Raw genomic sequence first — 21,503 nt, 5'->3', positions numbered from 1 at the left:
AGCCAGATAAAACACAATAAATTCGAATGTGGAAGGTCGATTTTAAACGAGTTTCCGCGTATAAATGTTCCTTTGCTCTGTTGTGTGGAATGACCACTGACAGCTTGGAAACTAGTAAATAATTAAGAGATTGGGAAATTCATTATGCGTACCCATTACTGTGGTAACCTGAACAAGTCCCTGGCGGGACAAACTGTAGAATTGTGCGGCTGGGTAAACCGTCGCCGTGATTTAGGCGGTCTTATCTTTATCGATATGCGAGATCGTGAAGGCGTCGTTCAGGTTGTTGTCGATCCAGATATGAAAGATATCTTCCCGATCGCTAACCAACTGCGTAATGAATTCTGTATCAAATTTACTGGTGAAGTACGTGTTCGTCCTGACAGCCAAGTAAATAAAGATATGGCGACGGGTGAAGTTGAGCTTTACGCAACTGGCCTAGAGATCATCAACCGTTCAGAAGCGCTTCCACTAGACTTCAATCAAACGAACTCTGAAGAGCAGCGTCTTAAGTACCGTTACATCGATCTTCGTCGTCCAGAAATGAGCGATCGTATTAAGCTTCGTGCACGTGCTTCTAGCTTCGTTCGTCGTTTCCTAGACGAGAACCTATTCCTAGACATCGAAACACCAGTACTAACGAAAGCGACACCTGAAGGCGCTCGTGATTACCTAGTACCAAGCCGTGTTCATAAAGGTAGCTTCTACGCACTTCCTCAATCTCCTCAGCTGTTCAAGCAACTGCTGATGATGTCTGGTTTTGACCGTTACTACCAAATCGTTAAATGTTTCCGTGATGAAGATTTACGTGCTGACCGTCAGCCTGAATTTACTCAGATCGATATCGAAACATCATTCCTGTCTTCTCAAGAAGTACGTAACATCACTGAAAAGCTAGTTCACGATATGTGGAAAGAGCTTCTAGATGTTGAACTGGGTCAATTCCCAGTAATGCCATTCTCTGAAGCGATTCGTCGTTTCGGTTCTGATAAGCCAGATCTACGTAACCCACTAGAACTAGTAGACGTTGCTGACTTACTGAAAGATGCAGAGTTCAAAGTATTCTCTGGCCCTGCGAACGACGAAAAAGGTCGCGTAGCAGTAATCCGTGTTCCGGGTGGCGCTAAGCTGACTCGTAAGCAAATCGACGGTTACGCAGAGCACGTAGGTATCTACGGCGCGAAAGGTCTAGCTTGGATGAAGGTTAACGACCGTGCTGCTGGCATGGAAGGAATCCAATCTCCAGTTGCTAAGTTCCTAAACGAAGACGTAATCAACGGTCTTCTTGAGCGCACTCAAGCTGAATCTGGCGATATCATCCTATTTGGTGCAGATAAAGCGAACATCGTTGCCGAAGCAATGGGCGCACTTCGTATCAAGCTAGGTGATGACTTAGAGCTAACAGACAAGAAAGCGTGGGCTCCTCTTTGGGTTATTGATTTCCCAATGTTCGAAGAAGATGGCGAAGGCAACCTTCACGCAATGCACCACCCATTTACATCACCACTTGGTGTGAGCGCGGAAGAGCTAAAAGCAAATCCAGCTGCAGCTAACTCTGATGCATACGACATGGTAATCAACGGCTACGAAGTAGGCGGCGGTTCTGTACGTATTCACAGCGCAGAAATGCAAACGGCTGTATTCGGTATCTTAGGTATCGAAGCTAAAGAGCAACAAGAGAAGTTCGGTTTCCTACTTGAAGCACTTAAGTACGGTACGCCACCACACGCAGGTCTAGCATTCGGTCTTGACCGTTTAGCAATGCTTCTTTGTGGTACAGAGAACATCCGTGACGTTATCGCATTCCCGAAAACAACAGCTGCAGCATGTCTATTAACAGACGCGCCGAGCCTAGCAAACCCAGCATCACTGGAAGAGCTAGCAATCGCTGTTAACTTAGCGAAGAAAGAAGACTAATCAAACGATTAAGCTCAACTTTCTAATCAAGCAGTGAGCTTTCGATAGAGCTTAAGTCTTAGATAGCACTTAAGCTTTCAACAAAACTTAGTTTTTGATAGAATTTTTTCTTTCGCAGAACAACGAAATGCCCGTTAATTTGACGGGCATTTTTTTTTGCGTTCGATATACTAAGCTCATAAAGCATGTATAAATAATCAGTATTTGAAGTTATGTCTATTATCTTAGGGATTGACCCTGGCTCTCGCATTACCGGCTATGGCGTGATTCGTCAAAATGGTCGCCATCTATATTACTTAGGTAGTGGTTGTATTCGTACTTCCGAAAAAGAACTGCCAGGTCGCTTAAAGCAAATCTATGCGGGCGTGAGTGAGATCATTACTCAGTTTCAGCCTGACGTATTCGCGATCGAACAAGTGTTCATGGCCAAGAATGCCGATTCAGCACTTAAACTTGGTCAAGCTCGTGGTAGTGCGATTGTAGCAGCGGTGAATGCAGATTTACCTGTACATGAATATGCGGCTCGTTTGATCAAACAAGCGGTGACTGGTAATGGTGGCGCTGATAAGTCTATGGTTCAGAATATGGTGATGAGCATGCTCAAACTACCCGCTAAGCCACAAGCCGACGCAGCCGATGCTCTAGGCGTAGCGATCACTCACGCTAACACCAATAAAACCTTGGTCGCACTTGCAGGTAAAGCAACAGGGGCGAGAAAAGGGCGTTACCGTTAAATCTCATTCTATTGTTAGTTCCCAACATTCTGCCTTTTAAAACTATTCTATTGATGAGCCTCACGCCCTGTTTGGCTCATATCAAAACAATACGCCGCTAAATCCTTGATGAAATGAGATCTTTCGAACATAACCCAGATAATAACATTGCGTATCATTTAACATGTTATTAACATTGGTCGGAGGTCTTACAAGTTAATCAAGGATGATCACTGATGAACCCAATCAAGCTGTGGCGCGCGCTGTTTCTACCCAAAAGTAACGGGTGGAGTAACAACGAAGTCAGACAAGCCGATATCTTATTACTCTTCACTTTTATCGCATTCTTCGTGGGTGTCTATAGCTTAATCAAGTGGACTAAGCACGAAGAGCAACTTCTGATCGCCACATCTGTATTTCTTATCGTATTCGAACTGATCTCTGCACTGCTACTTCGTGTGACGAGTAAGCCGAGCCTTGCACTTAACTTTGGTTTTGTCGGCATGGCTGTCCACGCGTTGAATATCATTTACCAAAGCGGTGGGGTTGTGGCTTCTACTCAAGCTTATTGGGTGCCTTTGTTAGTGGTCGCTTTCTTCTTATCAGGAACACGAATTGTGGCTTTGGTGTGGAGTGGACTGGTTATCGGTGTTTCATTAGTGATGACCTCAGCACATCTCAATGGATTTGCATTTCCCCAGCTTGAGTTAACCCCTGATGCGGTAGTGGTAGAAACTTGGTCTGGTGTGATTATGCCGCTGGTGGTGATCTGCATTGCCCAAGCCTTTACCGCTAAGCAAAAAGAGGTGGCAATCGAAATGGCAGAGGATGCGATTTCAGAAAGCCAACATGTTGCCAACCAAGCGACGCAAAGTGAAGGTCAGCTCTCTATCGTGCTCGACCAAGCCAATTCGAATTCGGAGAGTCTACAAGGTGTTTCGGTTCATTTAGATCAGCAATCACAAGACTTGCATGCTCAAGTCGAAGTGTTGAATGTCAATTGTGAATCTCAAGCGAGCGCTGCAGAAGAGATGAGCCAACAACTGCATCAAATGACTCAAGGTATCGAAGAATCCAATTCATTTGTGGGTGAACTGAAAGAGCGCAGTGAAGCGGTTGGAACCAAAGCGCAAAAGAGCTCAGAGTCACTAGAAGCCTCAACCAGTGCCATCAGCCAGATCATTCAAAGCAATCAAGAGATCATGAAAGTTGCTGATTTGATCACTTCCGTAGCCGAACAAACCAATTTATTGGCTCTCAATGCTGCAATCGAAGCTGCGCGCGCAGGTGAACAGGGACGAGGCTTTGCTGTGGTGGCCGATCAAGTGAGAGAGCTATCGGCGAAAAGCAGTCATTCAGCGATAGAGATTCGAACCTTGTTAGATCGCAGTAAAGAAGAAGTGGAAAACGGTCGAGCCATTATTGAAACTACGGCGAATGAAATGAACGGTATCATATCTGAGGTTCAAACCATTTCTACTGATGTTAATCAGCTCACCAATATTATGGCGATGCAGATGAGCTCACTGAAAGAACTCGATCTCGCGAGTTCAGAGGTGGCGCAGAGTGTTGCAGAAACTAAATCAGTATCGGGTTTAGTGGCCAATTATGGTTCTGAATTAACAGGCCATGTTACTTCGGTAAAAGAACTGGTTGAAAGCCTGAATAGTGTGGTTTCCCAAGCTAAGCAAGCTTAAATAAATCACCTTAATAAACACAAAGAACTGGATAAGCATCCAGTTCTTTTATATTCTGTCCCTCAAATAATATTCCATCAAGAGAGTGAATTGTGATCGGACGCCTACGCGGTACATTAATAGAAAAACAGCCACCGGAGTTGCTAATCGAAGTCAGTGGTGTTGGTTATGAAGTACAAATGCCAATGAGCTGTTTTTATGAATTACCAAACGTTGGCGAAGAGGCAATTATCTACACTCACTTTGTCGTACGTGAAGATGCGCAACTACTTTATGGTTTCAACACCGTTAAAGAGCGTGCCTTGTTCCGTGAAGTGATTAAAGCGAATGGTGTCGGCCCTAAACTTGGTCTTGGTATCCTTTCAGGCATGACGGCAAGCCAGTTTGTTCAGAGCGTTGAACGTGAAGATATCTCTACGTTGGTTAAACTTCCGGGTGTGGGTAAGAAAACCGCAGAGCGTCTTGTCGTTGAAATGAAAGACCGCTTGAAAGGGTGGGGAGCAGGTGATCTGTTTACGCCTGCAACGGATGCAGCGCCTATGGACTCTATGCCAACGGTTCACGATGCTGAAGAAGAAGCAGTAAGCGCACTACTTGCACTGGGTTATAAACCAACTCAAGCCTCTAAAGTTGTTGCTCAAGTGGCTAAAGATGGCATGACAAGTGAACAATTGATTCGCGAAGCACTAAAGTCGATGGTTTAATACCTCATATACTTGTTCTACAAAATAGACTCATTCACTTTGCCTTTACACTGAGTCAAGAAGCGCAGAGTCAGGAAGAGCAGAGTTAGGAATAACAGAATTTATGATTGAAGCCGATCGCCTGATTGCACCGGATAATCCGGTCTTTAAAGATGAAGATGTCATTGATCGCGCAATACGCCCTAAAGCACTTGCCGACTATCAAGGTCAGGACCACGTTCGTAACCAGATGGAGATTTTCATTCAAGCCGCTCAAATGCGAAATGAAGCTCTGGATCATCTGTTGATTTTTGGCCCTCCCGGTTTAGGTAAAACCACGTTGGCGAACATTGTTGCCAATGAAATGGATGTGAGCATCCGTACCACTTCAGGCCCAGTTCTTGAGAAAGCCGGTGACCTTGCGGCGCTACTGACTAACCTTGAAGAAAATGACGTCCTGTTCATTGATGAGATCCACCGTCTGAGCCCAGTGGTTGAAGAGGTTCTGTATCCAGCAATGGAAGATTACCAACTGGATATTATGATTGGTGAAGGCCCTGCGGCTCGCTCTATCAAGATTGACCTTCCTCCTTTCACTTTGATTGGCGCAACCACTCGCGCTGGCTCACTGACGTCTCCGTTACGTGACCGTTTCGGCATTACCCAGCGTCTTGAGTACTACAAAGTAGAAGATCTTCAAAATATCGTTCAACGCAGCGCGGATTGCCTTGGCCTATCTCTGGAGTCTGAAGGTGCATTAGAAATTGCTCGCCGTGCGCGTGGTACACCACGTATTGCTAACCGTTTATTACGTCGTGTTCGTGACTATGCGGAAGTGAAAGGCGATGGACATATTTGCCCAGACGTTGCAGATAAAGCACTCAACATGCTGGACGTTGACGCCAAAGGCTTTGACTACATGGATAGAAAGCTTCTGCTTGCGATTATGGAGAAGTTTGGCGGTGGTCCGGTTGGTATCGACAACATGGCAGCCGCGATTGGTGAAGAGAGAGACACCATTGAAGATGTGTTGGAGCCTTACTTGATTCAGCAAGGTTACTTACAAAGAACGCCAAGAGGTCGAATCGCGACCGACAGAGCGTATTTACACTTTGGAATAGATAAACCGTCTAATCGTTAAATTATTCATTTTCAAAGATCCCAGTTGCATAAGCGCTGGGATTTTTTGCTTTTTATTGAATAACAACTCTTTGAGCGATTCGATAAAAAGGCTGAATAGCCTCTGTCAAAAATGAAAACTTTGATTGCAGGTTTAATTTAGCTAGCAAAAAATGAAATAAGTTGTCATATTTTTTGTTAATACTTTATAGGTAGTTGTAATTCGTATGTTGAAGTGGTGCTGAGCTTTTGTCACAGATATCATGCGCTGTTATTAACAGAGGCTAAATTGGTGTGATTTTAATCATGGTTGTACAAAAATAACTCTAATTTGCTTGAATAAAATTGATACAAATCAACGCAAGGTTCTCCTATAAACCTTTTGAAACATACTGATTTTACCAGTAATATTAGCGCCAGCTATATTAGCTCATGCTTAACAATAATCTAACTATAACGGTACGTTTTTGCTACAAATTTCAATTTGTAATAACAATTACACAAATTGTTTTAACATGGATTTTTGCGGTGAATAATCACACAAGTGTCATTCAGCCGACACAAAGGAGTTACCATGATTGATGTTGTTGATCTGTCGCGATTGCAATTTGCATTTACAGCGATGTATCACTTCCTATTTGTTCCACTGACTTTAGGTATGGCATTTCTACTTGCCATTATGGAGTCAGTTTATGTAATGACTGGCAAGCAAATTTACAAGGACATGACTAAGTTCTGGGGTAAATTGTTTGGTATTAACTTTGCTCTTGGTGTAGCGACAGGCTTAACCATGGAGTTCCAGTTCGGTACTAACTGGTCTTACTATTCTCACTATGTTGGCGACATCTTTGGTGCTCCGCTGGCTATCGAAGCGCTTGTTGCATTCTTCCTAGAGTCTACTTTTGTTGGTCTTTTCTTCTTCGGTTGGGACAGATTGTCGAAGCGTCAGCACTTAGCGGTAACGTGGTTAGTAGCTCTTGGCTCTAACTTCTCAGCGCTTTGGATCTTGGTAGCGAACGGCTGGATGCAAAACCCAGTGGGTGCGGAATTTAACTTTGAAACCATGCGTATGGAAATGGTGAGCTTCGCTGAAGTTGTCCTAAACCCAGTAGCGCAGGTTAAATTCGTACACACAGTAGCGTCTGGTTACACTACGGGTGCAATGTTCATCCTTGGTATCAGCTCATACTACATTCTTAAAGGTCGTGACCTTGCCTTTGCTCGTCGTTCTTTTGCGATTGCAGCATCTTTCGGTATGGCGGCGATCTTGTCAGTAATCGTGCTAGGTGATGAATCTGGTTACGAGCTTGGTGAAGTTCAAAAAGTGAAGCTCGCTGCGGTAGAAGCCGAGTGGCACACTGAAGAAGCACCAGCCGCATTTACTGTTTTTGGTATTCCAAACCAAGAAACAATGAATACTGACTACGCAATTAAAATCCCATACGTAATGGGCATCATCGCAACGCGTTCTCTTGATACTGAAGTAACGGGTCTGCGTGACTTACGTGATGATCACGTTGATCGTATCCGTACTGGTATGTACGCATACGAGCTGCTTGAAAAGCTACGTTCAGGCGACAAGTCTGAAGAAAACATTGCAGCGTTCGACGAAGTGAAAGGTGACCTAGGTTACGGTCTGCTTCTTAAGCGCTACACAGACGACGTTGTTGATGCAACAGAAGATCAAATCCAAATGGCTGCGGATGATTCTATCCCAACAGTTTGGCCTCTATTCTGGTCGTTCCGTCTGATGGTTGCTTGTGGCTTCATCATGCTGTTTGTATTCGGTGCGGCGTTTGTTCAAACGTGTCGTCAGAAGATCGAACAGAAACCATGGATACTTAAAGCTGCGCTATTCTCAATCCCACTACCTTGGATTGCGATCGAAGCGGGTTGGTTCGTTGCTGAATTTGGTCGTCAACCATGGGCGGTGGGTGAAATCCTACCGGTTAACGTGGCTGCATCAGCACTAACTATTGAACAGCTTTGGACTTCACTATTCGCTATTCTGGCACTGTACACAGTGTTCTTAATTGCTGAAGTTTACCTAATGCTGAAATTCGCACGTAAAGGTCCAAGTAGCTTAAAGACAGGCCGTTACCACTTCGAACAAAACGATAACTCTGTTGAAGACAAAGTTAGCCGTTCAGTCGAAGTATAAGTGAGGGAATATTATGTTTGATTACGAAAGCTTACGACTTATTTGGTGGGTATTGATCGGTGTTCTACTGGTTGGTTTCGCCGTAACTGATGGCTTCGATATGGGTGTTGCAGCCCTTTCACCAGTTATCGGTAAGAGCGACACTGAACGTCGTATTATGCTAAACACGATTGCCCCTCACTGGGATGGTAACCAAGTTTGGCTTATCACTGCGGGTGGTGCATTGTTTGCTGCATGGCCACTGGTTTACGCGACATCTTTCTCTGGTTTCTACTTCGCAATGTATGCGACGTTAGCAGCGCTTTGGTTACGACCACTTGCTCTTGATTACCGTTCTAAGATTGAAGATCCAAAATGGCGTAAGACTTGGGACTACGCACTTTGCTTTAGTGGCACAGTTCCACCAATCATTTTCGGTGTGGCATTTGGTAACCTATTACAAGGTGTTCCATTCGAACTGAACGAATTCATGATGTCTAAGTACCATGGTACGTTCTTCGCTCTGCTAAACCCGTTTGCATTGCTTTGTGGTGTGTTGGCTCTGATGTTGTTCGTGATGCAAGGTGCAACATGGCTTCAAATGAAGACAACAGAAGAGCTGCACAGTCGCGCTCGTAATGTTGCTCAGATCACTGGTGTTATTGCTATTGCTCTGTTCGTTATTGGTGGCTTCTGGGTTCAATCTATCGAAGGCTATGTAATTACAAGCACGATGGACACGTTTGCTGATTCAAACCCACTAAACAAAGAAGTATCACTTCAAGTTGGTGCTTGGATGACAAACTTCGAAACGTATCCAGCAATGTGGGCTGCGCCGATTCTTGGTGTAGCAATGCCACTACTTGCTGTAATTGCATCTCGCTTTGAGCGTGGTGGTTTCGCATTCTTGTTCTCAAGCCTATCTAACGCTGGTGTTATTTTAACGGCTGGTTTTGCAATGTTCCCATTCGTAATGCCATCAAGCCTGAACCCTAGCCATAGTTTGACTATGTGGGATTCAACAGCAAGTGAGCTAACGCTTGGTCTTATGACTGGAGTTGCGGCGGTAATGGTTCCTGTGATTCTGGGCTACACGACTTGGACATACTACAAAATGTTTGGTCGTCTAGATAAGAAACACATCGAAGATAACGACGTTTCAGCTTACTAAGCTAGAAGTTAAATAACTTAGGAGAAATTTTATGTGGTATTTCGCATGGATTTTGGGTGTACTTCTAGCATGTGCATTCGGCATCATCAATGCTCTTTGGCTTGAGCATTCAGAAATGATGGATAAAGACAGTGAGTAATCTCGCAGAGCAAGTTGCTAAATTACATCAACCAATGGATAAGACTCTGTTAAGAGCTTTATCCCTAATATTGGGTTTCATGCATGTTGGTTTAGTAATGTGGGATCCTGAAACGTATGCAGCAAGCATCGGTGGCTTTAACGCTATCATTGGGCCTATGTTCATCTGGGCTGTATGCTCTAGCATGGTTTATGGTATCGGTTTTAAGCCAAGAGCTTGGATGTGGCAGCTACTGTTTAGCCCATACGTTTCACTCACAATTTTGCTCTACCTAACGGTGTTGCGTCTTTTATAAAAGGCAGAAGATTTAGGTTCATAACGACGTGAACCTTTATACTTGTTGGGTTTTTAGCCAAAAAGAGGTCATCTTATACAGATGGCCTTTTTTTTCGTCTATTAAATCAAAAAATTCACAGCGATATACTATTAATGATAAGGAGTTAGGTTATAGTGAGATCTTTATCGTTTCGGATTGTGGTATCAAATTGCAGGGAATATCTAAGCCATTTACGTGGCCAGTGACAGTGTATTACGAAGACACCGATGCAGGTGGTGTTGTATACCATTCAAACTATCTTAAGTTTTTCGAACGCGCTCGAACTGAGATGTTGCGCTCAATTGGCGTCTCTCAGCAAGTCTTGTTAGAACAAAATATCGGTTTTGTAGTCCGACATATGGACATTGATTTTATTCAAGGTGCGCGACTTGATGATTCTTTACAAGTCATTACAAATATTTACGAGTTGAAGCGAGCTACCTTGGTCTTCTGTCAAGAGATCGTAAATCCTGATGGCAAGGCATTGTGTAAAGCAATGGTTAAGGTAGCATGTATCGATAATCAAAAAATGAAACCCAAAGCAATGCCAACATTTATTCTCACGGAGCTAACGAATAGTGACTGCTGAAATCTCAATCTTAGGCCTAATTTTAGAAGCTAGCTTACTAGTTAAGATGGTCATGCTGATTCTTATGGGCATGTCTGTTGTTTCTTGGGCAATGATCATAAAAAGAAGTAAAGTATTATCTCAAGCTTCTAAACAAACTGACGTATTTGAAGATAAGTTCTGGTCAGGCGTTGATCTCGCAAAACTGTACCAAGAGAGCAATAAGCGCAAAGACGAGCTTTCTGGTACTGAAGAAATTTTCTACGCAGGCTTTACTGAGTTTGCTCGCCTTCGTAAATCGAATGCAACATCTCCTGACTTCATTATGGAAGGTACTGGCCGTGCAATGCGCGTAGCGGTTGCCCGTGAAGTAGACGAGCTAGAAACCAACTTACCTTTCCTAGCAACGGTCGGTTCTATCAGTCCATACATCGGCCTATTTGGTACGGTTTGGGGCATCATGCACTCATTCATCGCATTAGGTGAAGTGAAGCAAGCGACATTAGCAATGGTTGCTCCTGGTATTGCAGAGGCACTGATCGCGACAGCAATGGGCCTATTTGCAGCAATTCCTGCTGTTATGGCTTACAACCGCTTTAGCAGTCGAGTCGGTAAGCTAGAGCACAACTATGCGACTTTCTCTGAAGAGTTCCACAGTATTCTTCACCGTCAAGCGATGGCTGGCAGGGAATAATAGATGGCCGGATACCAACCTAAAAAACGCAAAATGACAGCAGAGATTAACGTTGTACCTTACATCGACGTTATGCTTGTTTTGCTGATTATTTTTATGGTGACTTCGCCATTCGTTACTCAAGGCGTAGACGTTGAATTGCCTAAGGCTTCAACGGCTCAGTCTGCACAAGATCTATTGGGTGACGACAATGCGAGCTTTATTATCGTTGAAGTGAACAAAGACGGTGAGCTTGGTTTGAGTGTGAATAACGAAGAAGTACAGCGTGGCTTATCAATGGAAGACATTATCGTCCGAGTGAAAGCCGAGCTGTCTCTTAAGCCAAACTCTCCAGTGGCGGTTGGTGGTGATGCCGCAACGCCTTACGCTGAAGTGGTTTTATTACTTGATGAATTAAGCCGTGCAGGTGTGCCAAAGGTTGGCCTATTAACGGATATAAGGGAATAGCTCCGTAGCATTCATGAAAGCGAATAATAAGAAATCCAATAATTTTAGATCACCGCTTCTTATCTCTCTTGGGCTGCACGTCATCTTATTCGTTGCGCTTATTTGGGGGGCGGATTTCACAATGTCGGAACCAAAGCCTACTGGGCAGATGGTTCAAGCCGTGGTGATTGATCCTCAGTTGGTTCGCCAACAAGCTCAACAGATTCGTCAACAAAGAGAAGCAGCGAGTAAGAAAGAGCAAGAGCGTCTAGACAAACTAAGACGCGAAAGCGAACGACTTGAAAAAAATCGTAAAGCTGAAGAAGAGAACATTCGAAAGCTGAAAGAAAAGCAGGCTAAAGAAGCGAAAGCCGCTCGCGAAGCGGAAAAGCGTCGAGTTGAGAATGAAAAACAACGTAAAGTTGAAGAGACTCGTTTAAAGCAAGAACAAAAGAAAGCCGCTAAAGCAGAAGCTGATCGTAAATTGAAAGAAGCAGCGGTTGTGAAAGCGGAAAAAGAGCGCAAAGCCAAAGAAGTGGCGATTGCTAAAGCTGAACAAGAACGCGTGGCAAAAGAAAAAGCCGCGAAAGAAGCTGCAGATAAAGCTCGCAAAGAAAAAGAAGCCGCTGAACGTGCCGAAAAGCAACGTATAGCGAAAGAGAAAGAAGCGGCAGCCGCAGCGGAGAAAGCGCGCAAAGCAAAAGAAGCTGCAGCAAAAGCTGAAAAAGAGCGTAAACAGCAAGAAGCAGCATTGAACGATATCTTTGCTGATCTTGAAACTGAAGCGACTCAAAACTCTTCGGCTAAACAACAATTTATTGATGATGAAGCGCAGCGTTACGGCGAAATCTACAAACAAATGATACAAGGCAACTTACGTGTTGAAGATAGCTTCTCAGGTAAATCATGTAGAGTTAATTTACGGCTACTTGCTACAGGTTCAAATGCTATCGTTAAGAGCGTTAGTATTTTGAGTGGAGATAGTCGCCTTTGTGAAGCAAGTAAACGCGCAGTTGCTCAAACGGGAACATTTCCATTACCGTCTGATCCTGCAATCGTTGATAAACTCAAAGACATCAATTTAACCGTTGAGCTATAAAGGAATGTAGTGTGTTTAAAAAACTATTATTTACTCTGAGTATTTTACTGTTTAGCGGTGTTCAAGTCGCAAATGCAGCTCTAGAGCTTGTCATTACAGACGGTATTAACTCCGCAAGACCTATCGCTATTGTCCCTTTCCGTTGGGAAGGCGCAGAGCCATTGCCACACGATGTATCAGCGGTTATTGCTTCTGACTTACAACGCAGTGGTAAATTCAGCCCAGTTGCAACAAGCAAAATGCCACAGACGCCTTACAGCGAAAGTGAGGTGGATTTTGATGCTTGGACTAACTTAGGCGTTGATTCATTGCTAACAGGTAGCATCACTAAAAATGCTGAAGGGCAATATGTAGTCAACTACCAGTTGATTGACATTGTTCGTGGTCAACTGACCAAAGGACAAAGCCGTGCACTAAGTGATGAGGGCCAACTGGTACTTTCTAAAGACCACGTGTTGTTCAACAAAAAGGCAACAGTTCCGGGCAAACGCTTGAGAGAATACGCACACCGTATTTCTGATTTAGTGTATGAAGAACTGACTGGCGAGAAAGGTGCGTTCTTAACACGTATCTCTTATGTGGTAGTGAACGACAAAGATAAATACCCATACCAACTTCGTGTTGCTGACTACGATGGGTTTAACGAGCGCTTGGTGCTTCGTTCTAAGCAACCTCTAATGTCACCGGCATGGTCACCAGATGGCAAAAAGCTTGCTTATGTGAGTTTCCAAAATGGCCAAGCTGAAATATTCATCATGAATATTTACACGGGTGAGCGTGAGAAAGTAACGTCATATCCTCGTCATAATGGTGCGCCAAGATTCTCGCCAGATGGTAAAACATTGGCATTGGTATTGTCTAAAACAGGCAGCCTTCAGGTGTACACACTTGACCTTGCTAGCCGTAAGTTGACTCAAATTACCCGCGGCCGTTCTAATAACACGGAACCATTCTGGCACCCAGATGGCAAGTCTCTTATTTTCACATCGGATCGTGGTGGTAAACCACAGATTTATAATGTAAATTTGTCCAATAATTCGACTTCTCGTATTACTTGGCAAGGTAGCCAAAACTTAGGTGGCCAGATCACCCCTGATGGTCGATTCCTAATCATGGTCAATCGTAGCAACTCAGGTTTTAACTTGGCTAAGCAAGATTTGGAAACCGGTGCGGTTCAGGTGCTAACAAAGACATTGTTAGATGAATCTCCAAGTATTGCACCGAATGGAGGTATGGTTATCTATAGCTCTATTTACAACAAAACTAACGTATTATCGATGGTTTCTATCGATGGCCGTTTCAAAGCTAGATTACCGGCAACCAACGGACGTGTAAGAGCGCCTGCATGGTCACCGTTCCTCTAGTTAAAGTGATACATTCTTTTAGCTATTGATAGTGTTAACTATTATGGCAATTAACTATCTATAGCACTTAGTCGCTGTAGAAACTAAGTTTGATAACGTAAGGAAAAAAAGATGCAACTTAACAAAGTTCTTAAAGGCTTGATGATTGCACTACCAGTGATGGCAGTAACGGCATGTAGCTCAACTGATGAAGCAACATCTGCAACTTCAGGTACTGAAAGCAACCAAACAACTTCAGGTTCAGAAGGCAACGTAGACACAACTGTTGTAACGCCAATTGATGCTAACGCTCAACTGTCTGAGCAAGAGCTTAAAGAGCAAGCGCTACGCGAAACTCAAACAATCTACTTTGCATTCGATAACTCTACTATCGCTGGCGACTACGAAGAAATTCTAGCAGCTCACGCAGCTTACCTAAGCAACAACGTTGACATGAACGTTACTATCGAAGGTCACGCTGACGAACGCGGTACTCCTGAGTACAACATCGCACTTGGCGAGCGTCGTGCACAAGCTGTAGCTAAATACCTACAAGCTCTAGGTGTTCAAGCAGACCAAATCTCTATCGTAAGCTACGGTGAAGAGAAGCCACTTCTTCTAGGTCAATCTGAAGATGTGTACGCTAAAAACCGTCGTGCAGTACTAGTTTACTAATTTTAGTAGACTATATAATTGAGGAATTGCCTCATGTTCAGTAACACAAAGCGAGTCATTTTGCTTTCGTTACTGGCAAGTGCAGCGAACACTACGTTCGCTGCACCAGCTCCAGTATCCGATCTCAATAGCACCGCAACCAATTCATCATCTTCCTCTCGAGCAGCGTCTGCATCTAACGAATCAGATATTGAGCGTTTAGAGCGCCTGCTTCAAAATCGCAATCTCGTTCAGCTTCAAATGCAACAGCAAATCGACGACATGGCACTGGAGATCAGTGAACTTCGTGGTGAGCTGGAACGAAACAGCTACGATATGAAGCAAATGCTAGAGCGCCAACGCGAACTGTTCATTGAACTGGATCGTGTGAGAGGCGAGGTGAAAGCAGCAGGAACAGCAACGGTAGCAGTAGCGGCGAGCGAAGGCTCTAAAGACGCTTCTGGTACGTTCAGTACTGATGTGGATGAGCAAACCGCTTATCAAAATGCTGTAGATATGATTCTAAAGCAACGAGACTACACGGGTGCTATCGCAGCATTTCAAAAGTTTCAAAAAGACTTCCCAGATTCAACCTTCACACCTAACTCACACTACTGGTTAGGTCAGCTTTATTTTGCTAAGAAGCAAGATAAAGAAGCCGTGAAGAGCTTTGCCGCTGTTGTGTCATACAAAGACTCAAATAAGCGAGCAGATGCACTGGTTAAGCTTGGTGACATAGCTGCACGCAACAACAACGCGACGCAAGCTAAGAAATATTACCAACAAGTCGTTACCGAGTACCCAAACAGTGCTTCGGCTAAAGTGGCTAAAACCCACTTATAAAACAAAATAGGGGTGCTCAGGTACCTCTTTTTTATACCTGCTTACTTCCTTTTAATATTTACTCAGTAGGTTTGTGACGCCAACGCATCACCTTGTTTATGCGTTTTAAGTATTAGCTAGTCACCGCTTGCAACCAATCCTTTTTGATCCCAATCGCTGTCCTGTGTAGAATACTCTAATCCTCGGAAGAAGTTGCGTAGAGCAAGAGCAATGAGTCATATACTAGATAAAATCGATACAGTTTACCCGTTTCCGCCTAAGCCAGTTCCATTGAGCGACGCTCAGAAACAGGCCCACATCGCAAACATCAAAAAACTACTTCAAGAAAAAGATGCAGTTCTAATTGCACACTACTACACCGATCCTGAAATTCAGGCTCTGGCAGAAGAAACTGGTGGTTTCGTTGGCGATTCATTAGAAATGGCTAAGTTTGGTAACCGTCATTCAGCAAGCACTTTGATCATCGCTGGTGTTCGTTTTATGGGTGAGTCTGCAAAGATCCTTACCCCTGAAAAACGCATTTTAATGCCAACGCTTGAAGCTGAATGTTCACTTGATCTTGGCTGTCCTGCGGATAAGTTTACAGAATTTTGTGATGCTCACCCCGACCACACAGTGGTTGTATACGCGAACACCTCTGCGGCTGTTAAAGCTCGTGCAGATTGGGTCGTTACGTCGAGCATCGCTTTGGAAATTGTTGAAAGCTTAGATGCTGAAGGCAAACCCATTATTTGGGGGCCAGACCGCCACCTAGGTTCTTACATTGCAAATCAAACTGGCGCTGACATGTTGCTTTGGCAAGGTGAGTGTATCGTTCATGATGAGTTCTCAGCTGATGCTCTGAAGAAAATGAAATCGGTATATCCAGAAGCCGCTATTTTGGTTCACCCAGAATCACCAGCAAGCGTGGTTGAACTGGCTGATGCTGTAGGCTCAACAAGCCAACTGATCAAGAAAGCAAAAGAGCTGCCTCATCCACAGATGATTGTTGCGACAGACAAAGGTATCTTCTTCAAGATGCAACAATTGGTTCCTGAAAAAGAACTGATTGAAGCGCCGACTGCGGGTGCTGGTGCAACTTGTCGCAGTTGCGCACACTGTCCTTGGATGGCTATGAATGGCCTTGAAGCGATTGAAAATGCACTTGAGCATGGTGGTGAGCAACACGAAATCTTCGTTTCTGACGAATTACGCGTTAAGTCTCTTATTCCATTGAACCGTATGCTAGATTTTGCAGAGCAGTTAAATGTGCAGGTAAAAGGTAACGCGTAAGCCGTTCTTTTATCTAACGTATGAAAAACCAGCCAATAGTGCTGGTTTTTTTGTACCTGAGTATAGGGCGACCATATCAATCTTGTGGTCATGTATCTTTTTCTGATGATACATCTTGTTGATATCGCGTATTTTTTCTAGCATGTAACTAAGAGAAATGGATTAGAGGCTCGAATGATAATCTGGTTACAACTCAAACGCTGGATCAAAGCAAACATCTTTGTTTTGAATGGCAAAAACTTACTGTTCACTTTTCTTGGCTACATAGTTCTATCGTGGTCGATGCTGTATTTGGCGGGTGAAACAGATTTAACCAGTTCGGTTACCGTATTTGCTTACTACTTGGTGGTGACGGCTTCTACAGTTGGTTATGGTGATTTGTCACCGACCACGGCTGCGGGGCAGTGGATAGTCATTCTATTTGTGATTCCGGGTGGACTAAGCCTTTTTGCTGCATTACTCGGTAAAGTGGCAACAGAAGGTGTTGAATATTGGCGAGCGGGCTTGCTAGGGAAAAGGAGAGTTAGAGTGGACAACCACATTTTGATATTGGGATGGAATGAACAAAGAACTATTCACCTCATCCGCATGCTGCAACACGAAGAAACGGGTAAGCGACCAATCGTATTATGTACTCGTTCAGATATCGAAAACCCGTTACCCGGTGAAATCAATTTCGTCAAAGTAAACAGCTACACAGATGGCAAAGAGATGGAGAAAACGGGTATTGAGTCTGCGAGTTGCATCCTGATTGATAACCCGGAAGACGACATCACCCTGTCTGCAGCACTTTACTGTGCTAACCGAAATCCGAAAGCTCACTTGCTGGTTTATTTTAAAGATGAAGCGTTGAGTGACCTGCTACACAAACACTGTCCAAACTCTGAATGTATTCCGGCTGTGGGTGCAGAGATGCTAGCAAAGGCTGCGGTAGACCCAGGTTCAAGTGCGCTTCATCAAGAGCTATTGAGCTCAACAAGAGGTATGACACAATATTCAACGTATTTCCCTGAAGACGCTGAGCCTGTCACCGTCGCGCCTATTTTCTCTGTGTTTAAAGAGAAGTACAAAGCAACGCTGATCGCGATTGATACGGGGGGTGGTATTGAACTTAACCCAGAACTAGACCAAGTTATCAGCAGCGGTACTAAACTATTTTATATCGCCGACGAGCGAATTGATGACTTCGATTGGAAAGGCTTCTAGATCTACTATTTTAATCTCGTCCAAAAACGAAAAAAGGCCTCATTGTGAGGCCTTTTGGGTATGTATAAAGCTAACTTCTATTGAGCTTCAGCCAGGGCAATACCACGCTGCGTTAATCCGCAAAGCATTACAGGAACAGCGTTAAAGATCTCTTCGAATTGCTCTAGGCCTTCGATGCCTTGCTCTGCAAGTGTCGCAATTGACGTTTCTGGATCGTAAAGCATGCTCAGTGAAAGCAACACACCGCCCACGAGTGCGTTGTCTTCGCTTTCTTCAGGCATCAATGTTTCCCAGTCATCACGGGCGATCTGCCAGCCTTGAAGTAAGCCTTCACAGAAATCGCGAGCAGCGGTATTCACCACTTCTGCATCATCCAATTGGCAAGCTTCAGGCCAAACCCACGTTCCTTCAATTAGCTCAGGACGTGTTTTATTCCAAAGCGTGATGATAACTTCAATGTAGCTCTCTAGCTGCTCACCATCCGTAAAAGGCGCGACTTCTTCGCCACCCCATAAGAACGGTAGCCACTCATGAGGGGTTAACACATTAGGTGCCGCTGCCATTGCAGTGACAAATCCCATTGTTTTGTGTTCTGTGATTAGCTTTCCTTCCAACTCTGGAAGCGCAAGAATATCTTGTAAAGTCAAAGTGAGGTACCGTAAAAGGGAACATATTTGCGCTTATAGTACCAATGAACTTGTGCCAATCAAGCTTCAATCTAAAAAGGCTTGATGTCATGGATGATAAACACTAGGTTTAACAGAAAAGAAAACAATCAAAGAATTATGCAGATACGGTCGTCTTTAAAGAAAAAAAGTATGGTAGCGCTTGGGTTATACCTTGCGATGTTTATTGCCATTGTCGGTAGTGTGACGTATTACGTCGTAGAATCCCCTGTGCGCGCCAAATTACAACAAAACCTCGACTTGCGTACGCAACTTTTATCCGCATTGATTACAGAGCCGCTCAGCAGCTCTCAAGGCTTTGTTGATAGTTTAGTTGGCTTTGCGCAAGCACATCGTAACGGTGATGATGTTATTCCGCTCTTTAAGTTCATGTTGGCGGCGAGCGACGATACGATCGTCAGTGCTGGAATTTGGCCTGAACCTTATGCGCTTGACCCTAAAAAGCTTCTTAACAGCCACTTTTTCAATAAAGCCGACGATGGAAAAATTGATCAGCTGTTTTCTTACAACAATCCTAAAAACACCCCCTATCAAGAAGAGTATTGGTACACCTCTGTAGTCAACGAAAAACAAGGAACGATCTCTTGGAGCGATGTGTATATCGACCCATACACACACGTTCGAATGATTACTGCTTCATCGCCTTATTATTACGACGGCATTTTTGCTGGCGTTGCGACGGTGGATCTCTCACTTGAAGAGTTGCTAGGCTTTATCAAGAACCACGCCGAAGAATACAATCTTGGCATTATGCTCAGAGATAAACTCAATCAAGTGTTGGTTTCGCATAACTTCAATCTCGTTGAAGGGATCTACATCAGTAGCAATCAATTTGGTGATTTCGGTTGGCAAGTGGATGTGGTTAATTCTAAGTCACGTGTAGCAGACGAAGTATTTCGTCAGGTGATGAGTATTGAGGGCGGTATTGTTCCACTATTGCTACTTTGTGTGATGGCGGGCTATTACTTATTGAACCGTTATTTGATTAGTCCAATTACAACGATTGCCGCACAGCTAGATAGCTCGAAAGCAGGCGAAATCATAGATGTTGACTACTCAAGTGAAGACGAAATTGGTCACTTGATTAAAACGTTCAACGAAAAGACCATTTATCTTGAAGCGGAAAAGGTTAAAGCTCAGGCATCCACCAATGCTAAAACTGCTTTCCTTGCAACCCTGTCACATGAAATTCGTACCCCTATGAATGGGGTATTGGGTACTGCTCAGATCCTATTAAAAACGCCTCTAAATTCTGAACAAGAGAAGCATCTTAAGAGTTTGTATGAGTCTGGTGATCACATGATGACCTTACTCAACGAAATCTTAGACTTTTCGAAGATCGAGCAGGGAAGGTTGGATCTTGATGAGACTCGCTTCCCACTCGATTCGATCATCGGCAGTATCAACAGTGTCTACTTCACACTCTCTTCAGAGAAAGGGCTGCAATTCAAAGTGTATTCTGAGGTGCCTTCTGGTCGTTGGTACTTCTCAGATAAAGCACGTCTACGACAAATCTTGTTTAATCTTTTGAACAACGCGGTGAAGTTTACTTCCAGAGGCTTTGTCGAGGTGTACTTGAAAGAAGTCATAGAGGGGAGTGACACCTATCTTAGTATTCGAGTTCGCGACACCGGAATTGGTATTTCTAAGGAGGCTCAAAAGCGTATTTTCAAACCTTTCGAACAAGCGGAGTCTTCCACAACAAGGCGTTTTGGCGGCACAGGCCTTGGCTTAGCGATAGTGAAGAAAATTGCCCAACTCATGGATGGCAGTATTACCGTCACCAGTGAAGAAGGGATAGGCACGAGCTTTGATGTTCGCTTGAAGATTCAGCCATGCCAGCCTGGCGAGATAGAGAGCTTGCCACATAAGAAGTTGGACTACTCAGGCTTAAAAGTATTGATTGTCGAGGATAACCGAACGAATACGGTGATCATTGAAACCTTCATGAGCAGCAAAGGTTTCACTTGTAAGAGCGTCGAAAATGGTGAACTTGCAATACAAGCCGTGGTTGCTGAGCGCTTTGATTTGGTACTCATGGATAACCATATGCCTGTGATGGATGGCGTTGAATCAACCACTGCGATTCGTGCTTTGATAGGTGATGTGTCATCGGTACTGGTATTTGGTTGTACGGCTGATGTCTTTAAAGAGACTCGCGAACGTATGCTAGGGGCGGGTGTGGACTACATTATCGCTAAGCCGATTGATGAGCGTGAACTGGATGACGCCTTGTTCCGTTATTCAAATAAGCTTTACCAATACCATGAAGTAAAAGCGGATGCTCTCGAAAGCCAAGATGTAAAAAAACACGACTCGAAAAGTAAAAGCGAGTCACTGCCTAAACCTGATCTGCGAAATAAAGATAACACCGAAGAGCTATTGGTGACGCTGTATGTGGCGCTAGAAGACAACAACCTAGAACTGATTCAATTTGCACTAGAGAGTCTACGTGCCCACGTTGAACCTATGAACAACGCTGAACTTACTGAACAAGTCGATAAAGCGCTAGAGCAGGTTTCTTTAGGAGCACCACCTACACAAGATGTCATTAATATCATTACTGTAAATCTACCGATGGCTTAAATGTTGTTTAATTACGGTAAGTAAATGACGAATTGTCCAATATTTGACCTTGGTTTGATTTATTGGTGGAAGCTACTGCTTTTGAAGACGTTTTTGGTTGTTAATTTACAACTTGATTTTTAATTTGGAATGTATGACTGCTAATCTTATGATTTAATAGCGACATTATCTGGTAGGGTGTAAATACACCTTGTTTATATGTTACTAATTCACTCAATAGGCAGTGATATA

At 43.9% G+C, this 21,503-nt stretch carries 20 protein-coding genes; 19 read left to right on the top strand and 1 reads right to left on the bottom strand.

Translation table 11 applies throughout. The features are described 5' to 3' along the window. The first annotated feature begins 144 nt into the window (after positions 1-144). From aspS to OCU90_RS11395, 18 genes are all read left to right on the top strand, one after another. The gene (gene aspS, locus OCU90_RS11480) at positions 145-1,917 is read left to right on the top strand and encodes an aspartate--tRNA ligase (protein ID WP_061021800.1); all 1,773 of its coding nucleotides are present in this window, start codon (positions 145-147) and stop codon (positions 1,915-1,917) included. A 212-nt stretch (positions 1,918-2,129) separates the two neighbouring features. Beyond that, positions 2,130-2,651 carry a crossover junction endodeoxyribonuclease RuvC gene (gene ruvC, locus OCU90_RS11475; protein WP_004736470.1) on the top strand — a complete coding sequence of 174 codons (522 nt, stop codon included), beginning with the start codon at positions 2,130-2,132 and terminating at the stop codon, positions 2,649-2,651. Positions 2,652-2,866: 215 nt separating this feature from the next. Next, entirely contained in the window at positions 2,867-4,327 is a 1,461-nt protein-coding gene (locus OCU90_RS11470) for a methyl-accepting chemotaxis protein (protein ID WP_017092158.1), read from the top strand. A gap of 92 nt (positions 4,328-4,419) precedes the next feature. Further along, complete coding sequence (ruvA, locus tag OCU90_RS11465) at positions 4,420-5,031, top strand: Holliday junction branch migration protein RuvA (RefSeq protein ID WP_017076435.1); 612 nt, start codon at positions 4,420-4,422, stop codon at positions 5,029-5,031. Between the two features lie 103 nt (positions 5,032-5,134). Next, positions 5,135-6,151, top strand: a complete 1,017-nt coding sequence (gene ruvB / locus OCU90_RS11460; RefSeq protein ID WP_017083931.1) for a Holliday junction branch migration DNA helicase RuvB — start codon at positions 5,135-5,137, stop codon at positions 6,149-6,151. 552 nt (positions 6,152-6,703) lie between these two features. Further along, entirely contained in the window at positions 6,704-8,290 is a 1,587-nt protein-coding gene (gene cydA, locus OCU90_RS11455; RefSeq protein ID WP_029223557.1) for a cytochrome ubiquinol oxidase subunit I, read from the top strand. Between the two features lie 13 nt (positions 8,291-8,303). Next, positions 8,304-9,440, top strand: a complete 1,137-nt coding sequence (gene cydB, locus OCU90_RS11450; RefSeq protein WP_017105749.1) for a cytochrome d ubiquinol oxidase subunit II — start codon at positions 8,304-8,306, stop codon at positions 9,438-9,440. Positions 9,441-9,471: 31 nt separating this feature from the next. Then, positions 9,472-9,579, top strand: coding sequence for a cytochrome bd-I oxidase subunit CydX (gene cydX / locus OCU90_RS11445; RefSeq protein WP_000270284.1), 108 nt, complete (start codon positions 9,472-9,474; stop codon positions 9,577-9,579). Continuing rightward, positions 9,572-9,874: a cyd operon protein YbgE gene (gene ybgE / locus OCU90_RS11440; RefSeq protein WP_061021798.1), complete on the top strand. Its 303-nt coding sequence runs from the start codon at positions 9,572-9,574 to the stop codon at positions 9,872-9,874. The genes cydX and ybgE overlap by 8 nt, the downstream gene beginning before the upstream one ends. 166 nt (positions 9,875-10,040) lie before the next feature. Continuing rightward, complete coding sequence (gene ybgC, locus OCU90_RS11435) at positions 10,041-10,484, top strand: tol-pal system-associated acyl-CoA thioesterase (protein WP_315973122.1); 444 nt, start codon at positions 10,041-10,043, stop codon at positions 10,482-10,484. After that, on the top strand, positions 10,474-11,157 hold the full coding sequence (tolQ, locus tag OCU90_RS11430; RefSeq protein ID WP_004736480.1) for a protein TolQ: 684 nt from the start codon (positions 10,474-10,476) through the stop codon (positions 11,155-11,157). Before ybgC ends, tolQ begins: the two co-directional genes overlap by 11 nt. A gap of 3 nt (positions 11,158-11,160) precedes the next feature. Beyond that, positions 11,161-11,604 (top strand): protein TolR, encoded by a 444-nt coding sequence (gene tolR / locus OCU90_RS11425; RefSeq protein WP_004736481.1) that lies wholly within the window; start codon positions 11,161-11,163, stop codon positions 11,602-11,604. Between the two features lie 13 nt (positions 11,605-11,617). Further along, positions 11,618-12,682, top strand: a complete 1,065-nt coding sequence (tolA, locus tag OCU90_RS11420; RefSeq protein WP_061021796.1) for a cell envelope integrity protein TolA — start codon at positions 11,618-11,620, stop codon at positions 12,680-12,682. 11 nt (positions 12,683-12,693) lie between these two features. Next, positions 12,694-14,046: a Tol-Pal system beta propeller repeat protein TolB gene (gene tolB, locus OCU90_RS11415; RefSeq protein ID WP_061021794.1), complete on the top strand. Its 1,353-nt coding sequence runs from the start codon at positions 12,694-12,696 to the stop codon at positions 14,044-14,046. A 111-nt stretch (positions 14,047-14,157) separates the two neighbouring features. Continuing rightward, positions 14,158-14,700, top strand: coding sequence for a peptidoglycan-associated lipoprotein Pal (pal, locus tag OCU90_RS11410; protein ID WP_004736484.1), 543 nt, complete (start codon positions 14,158-14,160; stop codon positions 14,698-14,700). A 33-nt stretch (positions 14,701-14,733) separates the two neighbouring features. Continuing rightward, positions 14,734-15,522, top strand: a complete 789-nt coding sequence (gene ybgF / locus OCU90_RS11405; protein WP_061021792.1) for a tol-pal system protein YbgF — start codon at positions 14,734-14,736, stop codon at positions 15,520-15,522. A gap of 210 nt (positions 15,523-15,732) precedes the next feature. Then, entirely contained in the window at positions 15,733-16,794 is a 1,062-nt protein-coding gene (gene nadA, locus OCU90_RS11400) for a quinolinate synthase NadA (RefSeq protein WP_004736488.1), read from the top strand. 174 nt (positions 16,795-16,968) lie between these two features. After that, a complete protein-coding gene (locus OCU90_RS11395; RefSeq protein ID WP_061021790.1) occupies positions 16,969-18,000 on the top strand; it encodes a potassium channel family protein in 1,032 nt (343 codons plus the stop codon). Between the two features lie 77 nt (positions 18,001-18,077). On the opposite strand, the gene OCU90_RS11390 is transcribed toward OCU90_RS11395, so the two are convergent. Further along, positions 18,078-18,647 (bottom strand): UPF0149 family protein, encoded by a 570-nt coding sequence (locus OCU90_RS11390; RefSeq protein WP_017083925.1) that lies wholly within the window; start codon positions 18,645-18,647, stop codon positions 18,078-18,080. A gap of 138 nt (positions 18,648-18,785) precedes the next feature. On the opposite strand from OCU90_RS11390, the gene OCU90_RS11385 reads away from it, so the two are divergent. Then, positions 18,786-21,272, top strand: coding sequence for an ATP-binding protein (locus OCU90_RS11385; protein WP_457920961.1), 2,487 nt, complete (start codon positions 18,786-18,788; stop codon positions 21,270-21,272). Positions 21,273-21,503: the final 231 nt, after the last annotated feature.

Origin of the sequence: Vibrio splendidus (assembly GCF_024347615.1) — a bacterium.
In the GTDB taxonomy this organism is placed as follows: Bacteria; Pseudomonadota; Gammaproteobacteria; order Enterobacterales; family Vibrionaceae; genus Vibrio; species Vibrio splendidus.
The sequence above is the reverse complement of the archived record's forward strand: the minus strand, read 5'-3'. Positions and strand labels throughout refer to the sequence as shown.

Excerpts from the sequence above, each read along its gene's own strand:
- aspS (WP_061021800.1), top strand. The coding sequence starts at position 145 with ATGCGTACCCATTACTGTGGTAACCTGAACAAGTCCCTGGCGGGACAA.
- ruvC (WP_004736470.1), top strand. The coding sequence starts at position 2,130 with ATGTCTATTATCTTAGGGATTGACCCTGGCTCTCGCATTACCGGCTAT.
- OCU90_RS11470 (WP_017092158.1), top strand. The coding sequence starts at position 2,867 with ATGAACCCAATCAAGCTGTGGCGCGCGCTGTTTCTACCCAAAAGTAAC.
- ruvB (WP_017083931.1), top strand. The coding sequence starts at position 5,135 with ATGATTGAAGCCGATCGCCTGATTGCACCGGATAATCCGGTCTTTAAA.
- cydA (WP_029223557.1), top strand. The coding sequence starts at position 6,704 with ATGATTGATGTTGTTGATCTGTCGCGATTGCAATTTGCATTTACAGCG.
- cydB (WP_017105749.1), top strand. The coding sequence starts at position 8,304 with ATGTTTGATTACGAAAGCTTACGACTTATTTGGTGGGTATTGATCGGT.
- cydX (WP_000270284.1), top strand. The coding sequence starts at position 9,472 with ATGTGGTATTTCGCATGGATTTTGGGTGTACTTCTAGCATGTGCATTC.
- tolR (WP_004736481.1), top strand. The coding sequence starts at position 11,161 with ATGGCCGGATACCAACCTAAAAAACGCAAAATGACAGCAGAGATTAAC.
- tolA (WP_061021796.1), top strand. The coding sequence starts at position 11,618 with ATGAAAGCGAATAATAAGAAATCCAATAATTTTAGATCACCGCTTCTT.
- pal (WP_004736484.1), top strand. The coding sequence starts at position 14,158 with ATGCAACTTAACAAAGTTCTTAAAGGCTTGATGATTGCACTACCAGTG.
- ybgF (WP_061021792.1), top strand. The coding sequence starts at position 14,734 with ATGTTCAGTAACACAAAGCGAGTCATTTTGCTTTCGTTACTGGCAAGT.
- nadA (WP_004736488.1), top strand. The coding sequence starts at position 15,733 with ATGAGTCATATACTAGATAAAATCGATACAGTTTACCCGTTTCCGCCT.
- OCU90_RS11395 (WP_061021790.1), top strand. The coding sequence starts at position 16,969 with ATGATAATCTGGTTACAACTCAAACGCTGGATCAAAGCAAACATCTTT.
- OCU90_RS11385 (WP_457920961.1), top strand. The coding sequence starts at position 18,786 with ATGCAGATACGGTCGTCTTTAAAGAAAAAAAGTATGGTAGCGCTTGGG.